The organism is Acidaminococcus sp. (assembly GCF_057597765.1).
In genome coordinates, this window is the sequence record NZ_DBMBXK010000006.1 from 21,487 (window position 1) to 37,966 (window position 16,480).

Genomic DNA, 16,480 nt, shown 5'->3' on the forward strand with positions numbered 1-16,480 from the left:
TCAGGCCTCGTCCCGGGGAGCGGCTTCCAGGGAGAAGGATCCCAGTTTCCCGGTCTTGAAGTCACGGAGAATCATCTGGATGGTTTTGTTCATATCCAGGACCCCGCCGGCCTTCAGACAGCCCCGGGCCCGGGCGATTTTTTCCTCTGCCGTTTCTACCGTGTCCTCCGGTGTCAGTTCGATCCGGTAACTGGCGGACAATTCCTGGGGATACAGCTTCATCAGCCGCTGGACCAGGATGTGTACGGCGGTTTCCTGATCAAAGACCTCTTCCCGGATGGCACCGGTCACTGCCAGACAGAATCCGGTTTCCGGATTGTCGAATTTGGGCCACAGGACACCGGGGGTATCCAGCAGTTCCAGCCCCTTCCCCAGGATCACCCACTGAGGTCCCCGGGTCACCCCCGGCTTGTTCTGGGCTGCGGCTTTGTTCTTCCCCAGCAGCCGGTTGATCAGGGTGGATTTCCCCACATTGGGGATCCCTACGATCATCACCCGGATGGACCGGTTCCGTACGCCCTTTTTCCGCCATTTTTCCAGGGTGGGTTCCCCGGCTTTCTGGATGGCATTCACCAGGGCCTTGACTCCCTTGCCTTTCTGACAGTCCACCTCCAGGGCCGTAAAGCTGTGCTTCTTGAAATAGGCCAGCCAGTCCCGGGTCCGGTCCGGATCTGCCATGTCCGTCTTGTTCAGCACCACGATTTTCTGCTTGCTGCCGATCAGCTGCTGGAGCATGGGGTTGGCACTGGACCGGGGAATCCTGGCGTCCAGCAGTTCCACCACCACATCCACCAGTTTCAGGTTGGCTTCCATCATCCGTTTGGCCTTGGTCATATGGCCGGGGAACCACTGGATATGGAATTTCTTTCCGCCGATTGTATTTTCCATGGGTACATCCTTTCTTATCCAAACAGGCAACGCCTGTCAATATGCATAGGCCCCATTATACCATGCTTCCCATTCAGAAGCGAATTGTGGAAAAAGCGGGGCATTAACGGGAATTTGGTGCAGTAAAGGGGCTGTGAAAAAATGATCTTTCATTTTTTCACAGCCCCTTTTTTTCACGGCAGCGCCCGTATCTGTCCCAGGGGCCAGAAGATCAGGCTGGCTTTGCCTTTCACCAGGCTCAGATCCACGAAGCCCACATCCCGGAACCGGCTGTCTTCGGAGTTGTTCCGGTTGTCCCCCATAACAAAGATATGGCCGGCAGGGACGGTGGTCTTGGGCAGGTTGGTGTGGAAGGGTTCCCGGATATATCTTTCATCCAGGGCTTCCCCGTTCACATAGGTCTTCCCGTCCCGGATCTCGATGGTGTCCCCGCCCACGGCGATGACCCGTTTGATGAAGTCCCGCCGGGTGTCACTGGGATACTTGAACACGATGATTTCTCCCCGTTTGGGCTGGCGGGTGTAATAAACCAGCTTGTTCACCAGCAGCCGTTCCTGGTCCTGGAGGGTGTTCATCATGGAAGGTCCGGATACCATATAGGGTTCCACCAGGAAGGTACGGATCCCAAAAGCCAGCACCACGGCCACAATGATGGAAATCAGCCAGTCACTGACCGTATCCTGCCAGGAGCCGGATTTCTTTTCTTCGCTCATGCCTTCTCCTTTGCAATAAAAAAGGCAGTTGCCGGAGCAACTGCCTCATTGATCCGATTACCGACGTTCTCTGATACGAGCGGCTTTACCGGTCAGTTTACGCAGATAGTACAGTTTTGCTCTGCGTACCACACCTCTGTGGGATACAACGATTTTTTCCAGACGCGGGGAATGGACAGGGAACATTCTTTCCACACCAACGCCGGAAGCAACGCGGCGAACAGTGAACATTTCCCGGGCACCGGAACCGCTCCGGGCAATGCATACGCCTTCAAACAGCTGAACCCGTTCACGGGTGCCTTCCACAACCTTCACATATACCTTCAGGGTATCGCCAGGACGGAATTCGGGAATGTCGGAACGCAGCTGTTCCTTTTCAATTGCTTCAATAACGTTCATTATTAATTTCCTCCTCAGAATCCAAGACGTTCATGTCTAGCCACGTGCTAACAGCGGACCGCCCGTTAATGCATACGCTGTATTATACCATACAGCCGGCTCCCGGTGCAACCGAAAAAGTCAGGATTCCCTGCTTTTCCCGGCCGTCCGGGACTTCTCTTTTTCTTCTTCTTCCATGGCCAGGAACAGTCTCCCGTCCCCCTTCTGCCACTGCATGGTCCGCAGCAGTTCCGGGCGGTGGAGGAAGGTGGCCCGCAGGCTCTCCTTCCTCCGCCACTGGCCGATTTTACCGTGGTCGCCGGAAAGCAGGACTTCCGGCACGGCTTTGCCCCTGTACTCCACCGGACGGGTGTACTGGGGGTATTCCAGCAGGCTGTCATGGAAGGAATCTTCCTCGGCGCTTACCTGCTTGCCCAGCACCCCGGGAATGAACCGGGCCACTGCATCCATGATGCACAGGGCCGGCAGTTCTCCTCCGGTCAGCACAAAATCCCCGATGGAAAGCCGGAGATCAGCTTCCTCCAGGATCCGTTCGTCAAAGCCTTCATAATGGCCGCAGAGCAGGATCAGATCCTGCCCGCTCCGGGCCAGTTCACACACCCGTTCCTGCCGGAGGGATTCTCCCACCGGGGTCAGGGCCGCCACCAGGGCTCCCGGTGCCAGCTCCCGGGCCCGTTCCAGGGCCGCCAGATAAGTCTGGGGCTTCAGCACCATCCCTGCTCCGCCGCCGCAGGTGGTATCGTCCACGCTCCGGTGCCGGTCGGTGGCATAGTCCCGGGGATCCACACAGTCCACGGACAGGAGCCCTTCCTGAGCCGCCCGGCCCAGGATGCTCCAGCTGCAGGCGCTCCGGATCATCTCCGGGAAAAGAGTGACAAATACGAATTTCATCTCAGATCCACTCCGGCAGCACCACAGTGATCTGCTTCTTTTCCCAGTCGATGTTCCGGATATTGTCCGCAATGGCCGCCACCAGGATATCTTCCCCCTGGGGCGGAGCAATGACGAACACATCGGTGGAACCGGGGCTGATCACATCCTTCAGCATCCCCACTGTTTCCCCTTCCGGAGTCACGGCGGCAAAGCCGATGATGTCCCGGACATAGAACTGGCCTTCCGGCAGAGGAGGCAGTTCTTCCGGCCGCAGGACGATGGTACGGCCCCGGAGGGTCTCCGCATCGTTCATGGTCTCAATGCCCTCCACCTTCATCAGGTACACATTCTTGTGCTGACGGAGGCTTTGGACCGTGTAGTCCCGGCCGTTGTCCAGGGTGATCTTCTTCATTTTGGCGTACCGCTCCGGATGATCCGTCTGCGGCATAATGCGAAATTCGCCCCGCACGCCATGCGGGGCGACAATTTTGCCAATCACGATATGCTGTTCCATAGGCTTATTCTCTGAAGCCGACGACTTTGCCGTCTTCCACGACGATTTCCGCCCCCATAAGGGCTTCCAGGTCGCTGCCTACAGTGATTTCTACAGAACGTTCCAGTGTACCATGACCGACTTCACTGCCGATTTCCAGGTTTTCAGCCCGTTCCAGCTTGTCTTTCAGTTCCTGGAGAGCATGGCCCCGCTGGGCCTTTTCATACTGGATCTGCTCCTGGAGCCCCCGGACAGCCTCCGGACCGGCAGCGGACTGTTCATTCAGCGCCCGCTTGGCATTGAACTGGAACTGTTCGAAATCCAGTTCTACCGCCTGGACCTGACGCTTCATATCTGCAATGATCTTGGCTTTCAGGTCTTCAGTGACCTTGGCCTTGATGACTACAGGCACCCGAACGATCATTTTATCCATGGTAACCACCTTTAGTCGATATCAACGATGACTTTCACGTTTTCGCGGGTAGCAGCTGCTTTCATCACCAGACGGATGGCCTTGGCAATGCGGCCTTGTTTGCCGATCACTTTACCCATATCTTCAGGCGCCACGTGGAGTTTCAGGATCACGGAAGATCCGGTCCTTTCTTCCTCCACCTGGACCTCGGAGGGATTATTCACGATAGCCTTAGCAATCACTTCAACTATCTCTTTCATAGTCATCCTCCTTATTTGGCTGCCTTTTCGCCAGCCAGTTTCGCCATCAGACCCTGTTTGCTGAACATGGAACGAACCGTATCAGTCGGCTGTGCGCCCTTTTTCATCCAGGACAGAGCTTTTTCTTCGTCGATGGTAACCACGGCGGGATCAACAGTGGAATCGTAGGTACCTACGGTTTCGATGAAACGGCCGTCACGGGGAGCCCGTTCGTCAGCAACGACGATACGATAGAAGGGGCTCTTTTTGGCACCCATACGTTTCAGACGGATTTTAACTGCCACAACATTCACCTCCTTACCAGATTGGTTTTATTGCATGAAAGGCAGTTTGAATCTGCCTTTCCGTGCATACTTGTTCATACCCTGCATGGTCTTCATGAGCTTTTTGCTCTCTTCGAACTGCTTCAGCAGCCGGTTCACATCCTGGACCCGCTGGCCGCAGCCGGCTGCAATGCGCTTGCGCCGGGACCCGTTGATGATCCGGGGATTCTGCCGCTCCTGGGGCGTCATGGAATAGATAATGGCTTCCAGCCGGCGGACTTCCTTGCCGTCCAGATCCACCCCTTCCAGCTGCTTGGCAAATTTACCCATGCCGGGGATCATGCTGAGAATGGATTCCAGGGACCCCAGTTTCTTGACCTGTTTCATCTGGTCCAGGAACATGTCCAGGGTGAATTCATTCTTCTTCAGGGATTCCGCCATTTTTTTGGCCGAATCCACATCGATGGCTTCCTGAGCCTTTTCGATCAGGGAGAGCACGTCCCCCATGCCCAGGATCCGGGAAGCCATACGGTCAGGATAGAAGGGCTGGAGGGCATCCAGTTTTTCTCCCATCCCTACAAACTTCACCGGGCAGTTGGTCACTGCCTTGACGCTGAGTACGGCGCCCCCACGGGCGTCACCGTCCAGCTTGGTCACAATCAGCCCCGTAATGCCCAGGGCTTTGTTGAAGGAATCGGCCACCGTAACGGCGTCCTGGCCGGTCATGGCATCCACCACCAGCAGGATTTCGTCCGGATGGACCGCGGCTTTCATGTCTTTCAGCTCATTCATCAGGGTCTCGTCCACATGGAGACGGCCGGCGGTATCGATGAGCACGGTATCGCACAGGAGGGCATTGGCCCGCTTCAGGGATTCTTTGGCGATTTCCACCGGAGAAACCTGGTCTCCCAGAGAGAACACCGGCATATCCAGCTGTTTGCCGATGACTTCCAGCTGGGTAATGGCGGCAGGACGGTACACGTCCCCGGCCACCATCAGCGGCTTCTTCCCGTTTTTCCGCAGGTAGTTGGCCAGCTTGCCCAGAGTGGTGGTCTTGCCGGCGCCCTGGAGCCCCACCAGCATGATTACCGTAGGCGGATTGGCCGCCTGGTTCAGCTTGCTCTGGGTGCCCCCCAGGAGCTCGATGAGCTCCTCATGGACGATTTTCACAATATATTGGCCTGGAGTGAGATTGGGGTCAACCTGCTGCCCCATGGCCCGCTCCTTGATCTTGGCGGTAAATTCTTTGACGACCTTGAAGTTCACATCCGCTTCCAGCAGGGCCAGCCGGACTTCCCGGAGGGTCTCTTTCAGATCCTGTTCGGAAACCGTCTTCTGTCCCCGGAGCTTCTGGATGGCTGCCGTCAGTTTGTCGGTTAGGATTTCAAAAGCCATAGTTACCTGCTTTCGTCAATGATGCTTTTCAGGATATCTTCCACCTTCCCCAAACGGGGATCGGTGCTGTCACTGATCCGGCAGGCTTCCAGGAGTTTTACCGCTCCCCGGAGCTTGAACTGCCGTTCCTGATCCTGGTGCAGCAGGTGAAGTCTGTTTTCGTACTTTTCCAGGGTCTGTTCCACACGCCGCAGCAGATCATAGACCGCCTGACGGCTGGTCTGGGTATTTTCCGCGATTTCTCCCAATGACAGGTCATCGTAGAAATACTCTTCCATGATTTTCTGCTGTTTCTCCGTGAGCAGCCCGCCATAGATGGCATAGAGCTGACCGAACCGGATCCTTTTTTCAAAGCCTTCATCCTGCATGAATATCACCGGGTGCTATTGTACTATAAAGAGAAAAACCTGTCAAGGATTTTTCCTTGACAGGCAAAGTTTTTTTCTCAGAAGAGACTTTCCTGGTCCGGTCCCTTCTTTTTGGGGGCTTTCCGTTCCTCACCGGATTTGGCCGGCTGGGGCGTAAACAGGTCCCGGTCCCCGTAAAGGACTTTTTTCTGGACTTCCAGGTCCTCCTTTTCCCACCGGACTGCATGGCGGGTGTATTTTTTCAAAAGAGGGGACTGGGGATGGGTTTCCTTGTTCAGATTCACCAGATCATAGGCTTCGGTGATCATCCGGCCCAGGACGGAATTCACACCATTGGGACTGCTGTCCCGGACCAGGGCCTGGTATTCCTCATAAAGCTCCGGGTCCTGCTGGAGGAACAGGAACACCTGGTCCGTCAGCTGCCGGGTGAACCGGGACAGGAGCTTCTTCCCCAGTTTTTCCGTTTTCAGGTCGCTTGCCATGGCTGCCTCCCGTCACTGCTGCCGGGCCTGGATTAGGGCCTTCATCCGGCTGACAGCAGCGGTGATGTCAGGAGCTCCCAGGATGGCGCTGATCATGGCACAGCCGGCGGCACCCTGGTCCAGTACTTCCTCCATCCGGTCTTCCTGGATGCCTCCGATGCCTGCAACCGGGATCCGGACCGCCTGGACGATTTTTTCCAGCATTCCGGCAGGCAGCAGAGAGGCATCTTTTTTGCTCCCGGTGGGATACAGGGCCCCCACTCCCAGGTAATCGGCCCCCTGGGCCTGGGCTTCCAGGGCTTCCTCCAGATTGTGGGCGGAAATGCCGATGATGGCGTCCGGCCCCAGAGCCGCCCGGGCCTTCTGGATGGCCTCGTCTTCCTGGCCCAGATGGACACCGTCTGCTTCCAGGATTTTGGCCGCTTCCACATTGTCGTCCACCAGGAAGGGCACCTGGTACTTCCGGCACAGGGCCTTTACCTTTTTCCCTTCCGTCACCAGGTCTTCCAGGCCCAAATGCTTTTCCCGGAGCTGGAGCAGGGTCACCCCGGCCCGGAGGGCTTCCTCCACCGCTTCATAAAAATCCCTGCCCTGGAGACAGTTCCGGTCAGTGACCAGGTACAGGCTCAGATCAAATTTTTTCATGATGCATCACTCCCAGCCGGCATGCCGGTACAGATCCACGAAATGGTGGATGGGCCCGTGGCCCTTGCCCACCGCCAGACCGTTCTGGATGCCCAGGGCCACATAGGCCTTGGCCTTTTCCACGGCTTCCGGAAGTGGCTGACCGGCGGCCAGTTCCGCGGCCAGGGCAGAAGACAGGCTGCAGCCGGTGCCATGGGTATTGGGGTTGTCGAACCGCTGGCCCGGGAACCATTTTCCCTTCAGCCAGTCCCCTTCCCCGGGATACAGAAGGTAGTCATCGGCCGTATCCGCCAGATGGCCGCCTTTCAGCAGCACGGCCCTGGCCCCTTTCTGGCAGATCACCGCCGCAGCCTTTTCCATGTCATCCTGGCTGCGGATGGAAAGGCCGGACAATACTTCTCCTTCCTGCATGTTGGGAGTGATCAGGGTGGCCAGAGGCAGCAGTTTTTCCTGAAGGTCCTTCCGGGCCTCTTTTTCCAAGAGATAGCTGCCGGAAGTGGCCACCATCACCGGATCCACCACCAGCACTTTGGGAGCGTACTCCTCCATTTTCCGGGCAATGGCCCGGATCAAAGCGGAATTGGACACCATCCCTACCTTGACCCCGTCCACCCGGATATCCTGGAATACGGCATCGATCTGGGCTTCCACCACTTCCGGGTCGATGTTCTGGATGGCGGTGACCCCGGTGGTGTTCTGGGCAGTCACGGCAGTGATCACGCTCATGCCGTAGCAGCCATGAGCGGCAAAAGTCTTCAGGTCAGCCTGGATGCCGGCTCCGCCGGAAGAATCCGACCCGGCAATGGTCAACAGATGGAACATGTTTTCTCCTTCTTTCTGAAAAAGGCTGCCGCCTGAGCGACAGCCTTTTTCATCCAATCACTTCAGTTTCTTCACCATTTCCACCACATGGTCCACGGTGAAGCCGAATTCTTTGTAGACGGTCTTGCCGGGGGCGGAAGCGCCGAACCGGTCGATGCCCAGGACTCTGTCCTCGCTGCCGGTGTACCGGGCCCAGCCGGTGCGTACTCCGGCTTCCAGTGCGATGGCAGGCACATCCTTGGGCAGGACTTTCTTCTTGTAGGCACTGCTCTGCTGTTCGAACACATCCCAGCTGGGCATGGACACCACATTGACCCCGATGCCTTTTTCTTCCAGGGCTTTCTGGGCATCCAGAGCCAGATGGACTTCACTGCCGGTGGCAATGATCACAGCCTTCACCTTGTCTTTGGCGGAGGGGCTCAGCACATAGGCCCCTTTGGCCGCACCCTTGGCAATGGTCTTTTCATACCCATGGAGCACCGGCAGACCCTGACGGGTGAGCAGCAGGCAGGTGGGCTGCTTCCGGTTTTCGCAGGCGGCTTTCCAGGCCACAGCCGTTTCCAGGGCGTCCGCCGGGCGGAACACGGATACGTTGGGGATCAGCCGCAGGCTCATGGTCTGTTCGATGGGTTCATGGGTGGGCCCGTCTTCCCCTACGAACACGCTGTCATGGGTGTAGACGAACACGCTGCCGATGCCCATGAGAGCCGCCATCCGCACAGCCGGCCGCATGAAGTCGGCGAACACCAGGAAGGTGGCCCCGAAAGGCAGGATACCGCCATGGAGGCACAGACCGTTGACGATGCAGCCCATGGCATGTTCCCGGATGCCGAAGTGGATGTTCCGACCGGTCCGGTCTTCGGCGGAGAAGAAGCCTTTGCCCTTCATTTCCGTTTTGTTGGAGGGCCCCAGGTCAGCGCTGCCCCCGGTAAGAGCAGGAATCTTGTCAGCCAGCAGCTGGAGTACGGAACCGGAGGCGGCCCGGGTGGCCACACTGTCCGTATCCTTGAAGGCAGCCATCAGGTCTTTCACATCCAGATCCATTTTCCCGTCCAGCCGGTCAGCCAGTTCCTGTGCCAGTTCCGGATAAGCCCGGCCGTAGTCTTCCAGCAGTTTGTTCCAGTCTTCTTCGTTTTTCCGGCACTGGGGCAGTTTGTCCGCAAAATGTTTCTTCACGACTTCCGGCACCACAAAGGACTGGCTGCCGTCCCAGCCGGCGGCTTCCTTGGTCTTGGCCACGTTTTCCGCCCCCAGGGGTTCCCCGTGGGCACTGGCCATATCCTGCCGGGGGCTGCCGAAGCCGATATGGGTCTTCACGATGATCAGGGACGGTTTCCGGGTTTCCTTCTTGGCGGCTTCAATGGCTTTGGCCAAAGCTTCCACATCTTCAGAAGAAGCCACCCGCAGCACCTGCCAGCCATAGGCTTTGAACCGGGCTCCCACATCTTCCCGGAAGGCAATGTCCGTGCTGCCTTCGATGGTGATCTTGTTGTCATCATAGAGGAAGATCAGTTTTCCCAGACCCAGGGTACCGGCCAGAGAAGCGGCCTCAGAAGCCACCCCTTCCATCTGGTCTCCGTCGGAGGTGATGCCGTAGGTGTAATGGTCCACCACCTTGTAGCCTTCCTTGTTGTACCGGGCGGCCATCATTTCTTCCGCCATGGCCAGTCCCACTGCCATGGCAAAGCCGTGGCCCAGAGGACCGGTGGACACATCCACCCCGGGGGTCACACCGTATTCCGGATGGCCCGGAGTCTTGCTGCCCCACTGACGGAAGTTCTTCAGATCTTCCAGGGACAGATCATAGCCGGCCACATGGAGCATGGCATAGAGCAGGGCGCTGCCGTGGCCCGGGGACAGGACGAAACGGTCCCGGTCGAACCAGTTGGGGTTTTCAGGATTGTATTTCATGAACCGGTCCCAAATGGTGTACATCAGGGGCGCGGTTCCCAGAGGAAGGCCCGGGTGACCGGAATTGGCCGCCTGCACCTCATCGATGGACAAAAAACGCAGGGTGTTGATGCTTTCAGTATCAATATTTTGCATGAAAAAAATCCCTCCATAGCGGATGTAAAAAAGTGGTATACACAGTCATTCATTCTGATTATAGGCCATTTGAGGGGGTAACGCAAGGGGTGCTGCTGCAAGGACAGCAGCACTGTCAACGGTCATCTGTCAACAGCCCTTCTTCTCACTGTCTCAGCAGCAGCACGCTCCCCAGCACAATCAGGCTGCCGCCCACCCAGGAATACCCGGTCAGGACTTCGCCCCAGAGCAGAGCTCCCGCCAGAATATGGAACAGGATGCCGGTATACATGAGAAAGTTCACCATAGTAGGATGGATGTGGGTGCACCCCCAGGTCAGGCACACCTGGCCCAGCAGGGCGGACAGGGCCATTTCCAGGATCCATCCCCATTCGGCCCCTGTCGGCAGGGTCCACCGGTCCATACCCATGAGCACCAGTCCTCCCAGAGTGCTGTACAGTTGGAAATACAGCACCAGTTCCGTCTGGGTGTGGCCTCCCCGCTCCGTCATCTTCCCGATGCACACGTAAGCGCTGGCTGCAAAGAAGGCGGACAGGATCCCAAACAGGGCATAAAGGTTGAACGAGTGGAAATTCCACACCTGAAGGACGATGGCCGCTCCCAGGGCGATCACCCCCAGCCAGGGCACCGACCGCTTCTGGAGACTGCCCCGGAGGAAAATCGGGGACAGGAGACACATGAAAAAGGCAGAGAGCTGAGTGAGGATTTCCGCGTCCCCCAGTTTCAATCCATTGAGGCAGTAAAAAAAGAACAGCAGGCAGGCACATCCGAACAGGCCCCGGAGATGGAGCAGCCCCCGGTCCTTCCCGGAAAACACCGGCAGGGTTTCCATCCGGGCCATAAAGGGCAGGAACAGCATCCCCACCAGTCCCCGGAAGAAGGTGATTTCCCCGGTGCCCAGGTGGAGCAGTTTCTTGGCTCCCACATCCATGGTGGTAAAGAACACCGCCGCCAGGATGGAAGCCAGGATGCCCTTTTTTTCAGTAGTCAGTGTCACATCCATTCCTCCTTGTACAATCGATCCCTTTCAGTTTACACAAAAACCGGACCTCCGGCAATGGCCGGCAGGTCCGGTAAACGCATATTTTTACTTTTTGGCGGCTTCTGCCTTGGCTCTGGCTTCAGCAATGATCTTGTCCGCCATCTTGGGAGGCACGTCTTCGTAATGGTCAAACTTCATTTCGAAGGTCCCGGTCCCCTGGGTCAGGGCCCGGAGATCCACAGCGTAATCCAGGATTTCCGCATAGGGCACCTGGGCCTTTACCACAGCCCGGCCGTCTTCTGCAGACTGCATCCCCAGGATCCGTCCCCGTTTGCTGTTCAGGTCGGAAATAATGTCCCCGGTCATCCGTTCGTCACAATACACATCCAGGTTGTAATAGGGTTCCATCAGCACAGGCTTGGACTGTTCCGCCGCTTTCTGGAAGGCCATGTGGGAAGCCACTTTGAAGGCCATTTCCGAAGAGTCCACCGTATGATAGGACCCATCCAGCAGGGTGATCTTCAGATCCACCACCGGATATCCGGCCAGGATCCCGTGTTCCATGGATTCCTTCATGCCCTTTTCCACCGCCGGGATGTACTGCCGGGGCACGGCACCTCCGAAAATCTTGTCCACGAACTCAAAACCGCTTCCCGGAGGCAGAGGTTCCATTTTGATGACCACATGGCCGTACTGGCCGTGGCCCCCGGTCTGTTTCTTGTATTTGCCTTCCACTTCTGCAGAACCCCGGATGGTTTCCCTGTATTCCACCATGGGCGGTTTCAAAACGGCTTCCACCCCGAATTTCCGTTTCATCCGTTCCATCAGGATGTCCAGATGCTGGTCTCCCATGCCGCTGATCAGAGTTTCCTTGGTCACCGGGTTCCGGCTGACGATAAAGGTGGGATCTTCGTCCATGAGCTTGTTCAGAGCCGCCGCAATTTTGTCCTCGTCCCCCTTCTTTTTGGGAGCGATGGCCCGGCTGTACATGGGCAGAGGGTATTCAATGGGTGCAAACTGCACCGGTGCCTCCTTGGCACTCAGGGTATCCCCGGTCATGGTGAACTGGAGACGGGAAATCACCCCGATATCCCCGGCGGTAATGGCCTTCATGGGGATCTGGTTCTTGCCCCGGAGGGTGCAGATGGCCCCCACCTTTTCCATTTCATCCCGGCTGGCGTTGTACACAGTGCTGTCGGCGTTGATAACCCCGGAGAACACCCGGATGAAGCTCATCCGTCCCACAAAGGGATCGGAGGTGGTCTTGAACACCAGAGCGGCCAGCGGTGCATTGGAATCCCGCCGTTCCACCTCTCCGGTTTTCAGGTTGGTTACATGGTATTCGTTCAGGATGGCCGGGAAGGTATAGTCCACAATGGCGGACAGGGTCCGGCCCAGGCCGATGTTCTTGAAGGCGGATCCGCAGAGCACCGGGAAGATGATTCCCTGCCGGATGCCCTTCACCAGACAGCTCATCACTTCTTCATCGGAAATGGTTTCCCCTTCCAGATACCGTTCCATGATTTCGTCATCGGCTTCGACCGCCGCTTCCACCATTTTGTCATGGGCATCCTGGACCCATTCCTTCAGATCAGCAGGGACCTCGATTTCGTCGGCCCCGTTGCCGTTGCCCCGGTAGGCCTTCTGGTTGAACACGTCGATGACCCCGCAGAAATCCGCTTCCTTGCCCAAAGGCAGTTCCAGAGGCAGGATCCGTTTCCCGATCTTGGCCCGGAGATTGTCCAGGATATTGTCGTAATCAGCGTTTTCCCGATCCATTTTGTTCACGAAGATCAGCCGGGGCAGACCTGCTTCTTCCGCCAGCTTCCAGCACTGTTCCGTCCCGATCTGGACCCCGCTGGTGGCGCTGACCACGATCAGCACGCTGTCCACCGCCCGGAAGGCCCCTTTCACTTCCGCCACGAAATCCGCAAACCCCGGGGTATCGATGAAGTTGATCTTCACATCCCGCCATTCCACCGGTGCCAGGGTGGCGCTGACAGAAACCCCTCTTTTGATTTCTTCCGGTTCAAAGTCCGTAGTGGTCTGGCCGTCTTCCACCTTGCACATCCGGCTGATGGCCCCGCTGCGGTAGAGCAGAGCTTCCGTCAGGGAAGTGGTGCCTGCGCCTCCATGACCTACGATTGCCACGTTTCTGATTTTATCACCTGTATACTCTTTCACTGTACAGCCCCCTTTGTTCCGTATGGTGCAGGAGGTACCGCTGCCGAAACAGGGTCCTCAACAAGTTTGATGGTACTCTTTTTCGGGGAAAGACAGCCTTTTTCCTGCTTTTTACAGAAAACTTTTGAAATTCTCCCAAAAGAAAAAGGAATGTGTAACGATAGATACACATTCCTTCTGCAGCTCTTTCTCAGGCCCGACGTTTCCGGTACCGGCTGTACAGCAGCGTTCCGTAGACCAGGAGCACCAGAGTCACCAGGATGGCCAGCCGGTCCATATGCTGGCGGAAATGGACGATGTCGTGGCCCACCACCACTTCCAGGGCCGTGGAGGGCAGTTTCCCGATAAAGGTGGCAATCACATAGTCCCGGAACTTCATCCGGCTGATGGCTCCCAGGCAGGTGAGGATCCCGGAAGGGAAATAGGGCAGGGTCCGTGCCAGGGCCATGGCCACCAGGCCGTTTTCACTGCTCATCTCGTCCAGTTTCTGGAGATTGTTGCTTTTGGCAATGACGGTTTCCGCTGTGGACCGGAGGAAATACCGCATAATGAGGAAACTGAGAATCACCCCCACGCTTTCCGCGGACCAGGATACCAGGATCCCCACCGGCAGCCCGAACACCACCCCATTGGCCGTAGACAGGAAAATGGAGGGAAGACAGCCGGCGGCGTTGATGAACACATCCAGCAGGAAACTGATGACTACGGCCCAGGGGCCGAAGGAGCGGAGAAAGTCCACGGTTTCCTGGATGTTCCCACCCCGGGCCAGGTGGACGATCTGGTGATAGAATCCGGGGTCCAGAAAATGGATCAGGACCAGGACCCCCAACAGCCCGGCAAAAGCCAGAAGTTTGAAAGTCCGTTCCGAACAGCGGTCTTGGGCAGGATATTGCGGTTGTGATTGTACAGGTGCTTCCATGATACGGCTCCTTATGACAAAATCAATGAAAGATCAATAGTGGATTTTCTTTATTATAGCCGGAACTTGTTACAGAAATGAAAACTGCATGTAAAGAAAGGTGAAAGAAGGGGGCCGCTGACAGCGAGGGGAGCTGCACGCAGCGTGCAGCCCCACCTTATGCATTGAATATCCTCTCGAACCGTCCGTCGAACTGGGTGGTGGCAGCGGCGCGGATCACTTCCTGGGCCGTGTCCGGGTCTCCCATGGTCCACTGGGCCGCTTTCCGGGCTTCCACCAGGGTATCCGTATCCCGGAGGATGTCCGCTATGTACAGGTCGCTGAGGCCGTGCTGGCGCAGGCCGAAGAACTGGCCGGCCCCCCGGAGTTCCAGATCCTTTTCCGCCAGCAGGAACCCGTCGCTGCAGCTGCGCATGATCTGGAGCCGTTCCAGGGTCACCGGATTGGTGGAAGCGGTAAGCAGCACGCAGTAAGACTGGGCGCTGCCCCGGCCTACCCGGCCCCGGAGCTGGTGCATCTGGGCCAGACCGAACCGGTCCGCCCCCTCGATGACCATCAGCGTGGCATTGGGCACGTTCACCCCCACTTCCACCACCGTGGTGGTGATCAGCACCTTGGTTTCGTTCCGGGCGAAACTTTCCATCACTGCATCCTTTTCTTCCGGCTTCAGACGGCCGTGGAGGAGCCCGCAGGGAATCCCCTTCAGATAGGTGGAGGTCAGTTCCTCGTAGAGTTCTTCCGCCGCCTTGGCGTCCACCCCTTCGCTTTCCTCGATCAGGGGGCACACCACATAGGCCTGGTGGCCTTCCTGGATCTGATGGACCATCCCCTGGTACACTGCCGGCCGTTTGTCCTCGGTGTAGCACAGGGTCCGGACCGGTTTCCGTCCCGGGGGCATTCCTTTCATCAGGGACACGTCCAGGTCCCCGTACACGGTGAGAGCCAGGGTCCGGGGAATGGGGGTGGCGGTCATCACCAGCACATGGGGCGCATACTGGCTCTTGGCCTGGAGTTTGGCCCGCTGGGCCACCCCGAACCGGTGCTGTTCGTCCGTAATGGCCAGGGCCAGGGAATGGAACACCACCTTGTCCTGGATCAGGGCGTAGGTCCCCACCACTGCCTGGATGGAGCCGTCTGCCAGGCCTTCCAGCACCTGACGGCGTTTTTTGGCAGTCAGGCCTCCGGTCAAAAGGGCCGTCCGGATTCCGGCCGGTTCCAGCACCTTCTGCATTTCCTGGTAATGCTGTTCCGCCAGGATCTCTGTAGGAGCCATGAGACAGCCCTGGTAGCCGTTTTCCACTGCTTTGGCCAGGGCCAGAAGGGCCAGGGCCGTCTTCCCGGAGCCTACATCCCCCTGGACCAGCCGGTTCATGGGTTCCGGGCTCTGCATGTCGTCGTCGATTTCCTGCCAGGCTTTTTTCTGGCTGTCGGTAAGCGCAAAGCCCAGACCTTCCCGTACCTTCTGCACCAGCTCTCCGGACCGGGCCATCTTGATGCCCCGGCTGTCCTTCTTGATTTCCACCCGGTGATGGAGCAGCCCGCACTGGAGAAAGAACAGCTCTTCAAAAATCAGCCGCTGCCGGGCCTTTTCCAGCAGTTCCGGACTTTTGGGAAAGTGGATGTTCTCCAGGGCTTCCAGCCGGGGCAGGAAATGCTTGGCCTGGAGGATCTTTTCCGGCAGGCACTCCGGCAGTTCCTTCCGGGCCAGGGCCAGAGCCTGGCGCACCGCCCCCCGGACCTGGTTCTGGGTCAGGCTGCCGGTCAGGGCATAAGTGGGCAGGATGCCGGGGGCCTCCGCCTTTTCATCCTTTACATGGGACAGACTGGCGCTGGTGACACTTTTGGCGGTGCGGCCCAGGTTCACCTTGCCGATGACCAGCACCTCATCTCCAGTATGGTACACCCGGGTCATGTAGGTCTGTGCCCCGAACAGGACGATTTCCGCAAAGCCCGTGCCGTCCCCCAGGGTAATGGTGGCGTATTTCATGTTCCGGGCACTCCGCCGGTTGTTCAGCCGGACGATGGTCCCCCGGAACAGCTGCATTTCCCCACCGGTGGTCAGTTCTCCGATGGTCCGGATGTGGGAATAATCCAGATAGCAGCCCTGCCGGGGAAAATGATTCAGCAGGTCGCCGATGGTCTCTACGTTGATATTTGCGAATTCCAGGGCCTTTTTGGGCCCGATGCCTTTGAGTTTGCTTACAGGTTCCTGCCACCACATGGTCATTTTCTCCTTTTCTCATGGTTTTCTACTTGCAATTATAATCCAATTTGTGTTAAAATAGCTACATTGAGTTTTAAAAATAAAGCATTGCCTTATAACTTGAAGGAGGTGG

General features: G+C 57.4%; 18 protein-coding genes. All 18 read right to left on the reverse strand.

The features are described from left to right. A complete protein-coding gene (gene ylqF, locus ACZOF8_RS05215) occupies nucleotides 1-888 on the reverse strand; it encodes a ribosome biogenesis GTPase YlqF (RefSeq protein ID WP_279126925.1) in 888 nt (295 codons plus the stop codon). Between the two features lie 173 nt (nucleotides 889-1,061). Continuing rightward, nucleotides 1,062-1,601, reverse strand: a complete 540-nt coding sequence (lepB, locus tag ACZOF8_RS05220) for a signal peptidase I (RefSeq protein WP_487426649.1) — start codon at nucleotides 1,599-1,601, stop codon at nucleotides 1,062-1,064. 57 nt (nucleotides 1,602-1,658) lie between these two features. Continuing rightward, complete coding sequence (gene rplS / locus ACZOF8_RS05225) at nucleotides 1,659-2,000, reverse strand: 50S ribosomal protein L19 (protein WP_012937865.1); 342 nt, start codon at nucleotides 1,998-2,000, stop codon at nucleotides 1,659-1,661. 120 nt (nucleotides 2,001-2,120) lie between these two features. Next, nucleotides 2,121-2,891, reverse strand: a complete 771-nt coding sequence (trmD, locus tag ACZOF8_RS05230; RefSeq protein WP_279126921.1) for a tRNA (guanosine(37)-N1)-methyltransferase TrmD — start codon at nucleotides 2,889-2,891, stop codon at nucleotides 2,121-2,123. 1 nt (nucleotide 2,892) lies between these two features. Further along, a complete protein-coding gene (gene rimM / locus ACZOF8_RS05235; RefSeq protein ID WP_022487036.1) occupies nucleotides 2,893-3,387 on the reverse strand; it encodes a ribosome maturation factor RimM in 495 nt (164 codons plus the stop codon). Between the two features lie 4 nt (nucleotides 3,388-3,391). Then, nucleotides 3,392-3,799, reverse strand: coding sequence for a YlqD family protein (locus tag ACZOF8_RS05240; RefSeq protein WP_487426650.1), 408 nt, complete (start codon nucleotides 3,797-3,799; stop codon nucleotides 3,392-3,394). A gap of 11 nt (nucleotides 3,800-3,810) precedes the next feature. After that, nucleotides 3,811-4,038 carry a KH domain-containing protein gene (locus ACZOF8_RS05245; RefSeq protein ID WP_012937861.1) on the reverse strand — a complete coding sequence of 76 codons (228 nt, stop codon included), beginning with the start codon at nucleotides 4,036-4,038 and terminating at the stop codon, nucleotides 3,811-3,813. Between the two features lie 11 nt (nucleotides 4,039-4,049). Next, nucleotides 4,050-4,322: a 30S ribosomal protein S16 gene (rpsP, locus tag ACZOF8_RS05250; RefSeq protein WP_012937860.1), complete on the reverse strand. Its 273-nt coding sequence runs from the start codon at nucleotides 4,320-4,322 to the stop codon at nucleotides 4,050-4,052. Nucleotides 4,323-4,349: 27 nt separating this feature from the next. Continuing rightward, a complete protein-coding gene (gene ffh / locus ACZOF8_RS05255) occupies nucleotides 4,350-5,696 on the reverse strand; it encodes a signal recognition particle protein (protein WP_022487038.1) in 1,347 nt (448 codons plus the stop codon). Between the two features lie 2 nt (nucleotides 5,697-5,698). Then, nucleotides 5,699-6,064, reverse strand: coding sequence for a YlxM family DNA-binding protein (ylxM, locus tag ACZOF8_RS05260; protein WP_022487039.1), 366 nt, complete (start codon nucleotides 6,062-6,064; stop codon nucleotides 5,699-5,701). A 77-nt stretch (nucleotides 6,065-6,141) separates the two neighbouring features. After that, nucleotides 6,142-6,546 (reverse strand): hypothetical protein, encoded by a 405-nt coding sequence (locus ACZOF8_RS05265; RefSeq protein ID WP_022487040.1) that lies wholly within the window; start codon nucleotides 6,544-6,546, stop codon nucleotides 6,142-6,144. Between the two features lie 12 nt (nucleotides 6,547-6,558). Next, nucleotides 6,559-7,191 (reverse strand): thiamine phosphate synthase, encoded by a 633-nt coding sequence (gene thiE, locus ACZOF8_RS05270; protein ID WP_370833781.1) that lies wholly within the window; start codon nucleotides 7,189-7,191, stop codon nucleotides 6,559-6,561. A gap of 6 nt (nucleotides 7,192-7,197) precedes the next feature. Beyond that, entirely contained in the window at nucleotides 7,198-8,013 is an 816-nt protein-coding gene (thiD, locus tag ACZOF8_RS05275) for a bifunctional hydroxymethylpyrimidine kinase/phosphomethylpyrimidine kinase (protein WP_154487743.1), read from the reverse strand. Between the two features lie 57 nt (nucleotides 8,014-8,070). Beyond that, nucleotides 8,071-10,059 (reverse strand): transketolase, encoded by a 1,989-nt coding sequence (gene tkt / locus ACZOF8_RS05280; RefSeq protein ID WP_441368965.1) that lies wholly within the window; start codon nucleotides 10,057-10,059, stop codon nucleotides 8,071-8,073. A 145-nt stretch (nucleotides 10,060-10,204) separates the two neighbouring features. Continuing rightward, on the reverse strand, nucleotides 10,205-11,056 hold the full coding sequence (locus ACZOF8_RS05285) for a DMT family transporter (protein ID WP_487426651.1): 852 nt from the start codon (nucleotides 11,054-11,056) through the stop codon (nucleotides 10,205-10,207). 90 nt (nucleotides 11,057-11,146) lie between these two features. Then, on the reverse strand, nucleotides 11,147-13,225 hold the full coding sequence (gene fusA / locus ACZOF8_RS05290; RefSeq protein WP_308664570.1) for an elongation factor G: 2,079 nt from the start codon (nucleotides 13,223-13,225) through the stop codon (nucleotides 11,147-11,149). A gap of 190 nt (nucleotides 13,226-13,415) precedes the next feature. Further along, entirely contained in the window at nucleotides 13,416-14,144 is a 729-nt protein-coding gene (locus ACZOF8_RS05295) for a TVP38/TMEM64 family protein (protein ID WP_022488101.1), read from the reverse strand. 157 nt (nucleotides 14,145-14,301) lie between these two features. Further along, a complete protein-coding gene (recG, locus tag ACZOF8_RS05300) occupies nucleotides 14,302-16,365 on the reverse strand; it encodes an ATP-dependent DNA helicase RecG (RefSeq protein WP_487426652.1) in 2,064 nt (687 codons plus the stop codon). Nucleotides 16,366-16,480: the final 115 nt, after the last annotated feature.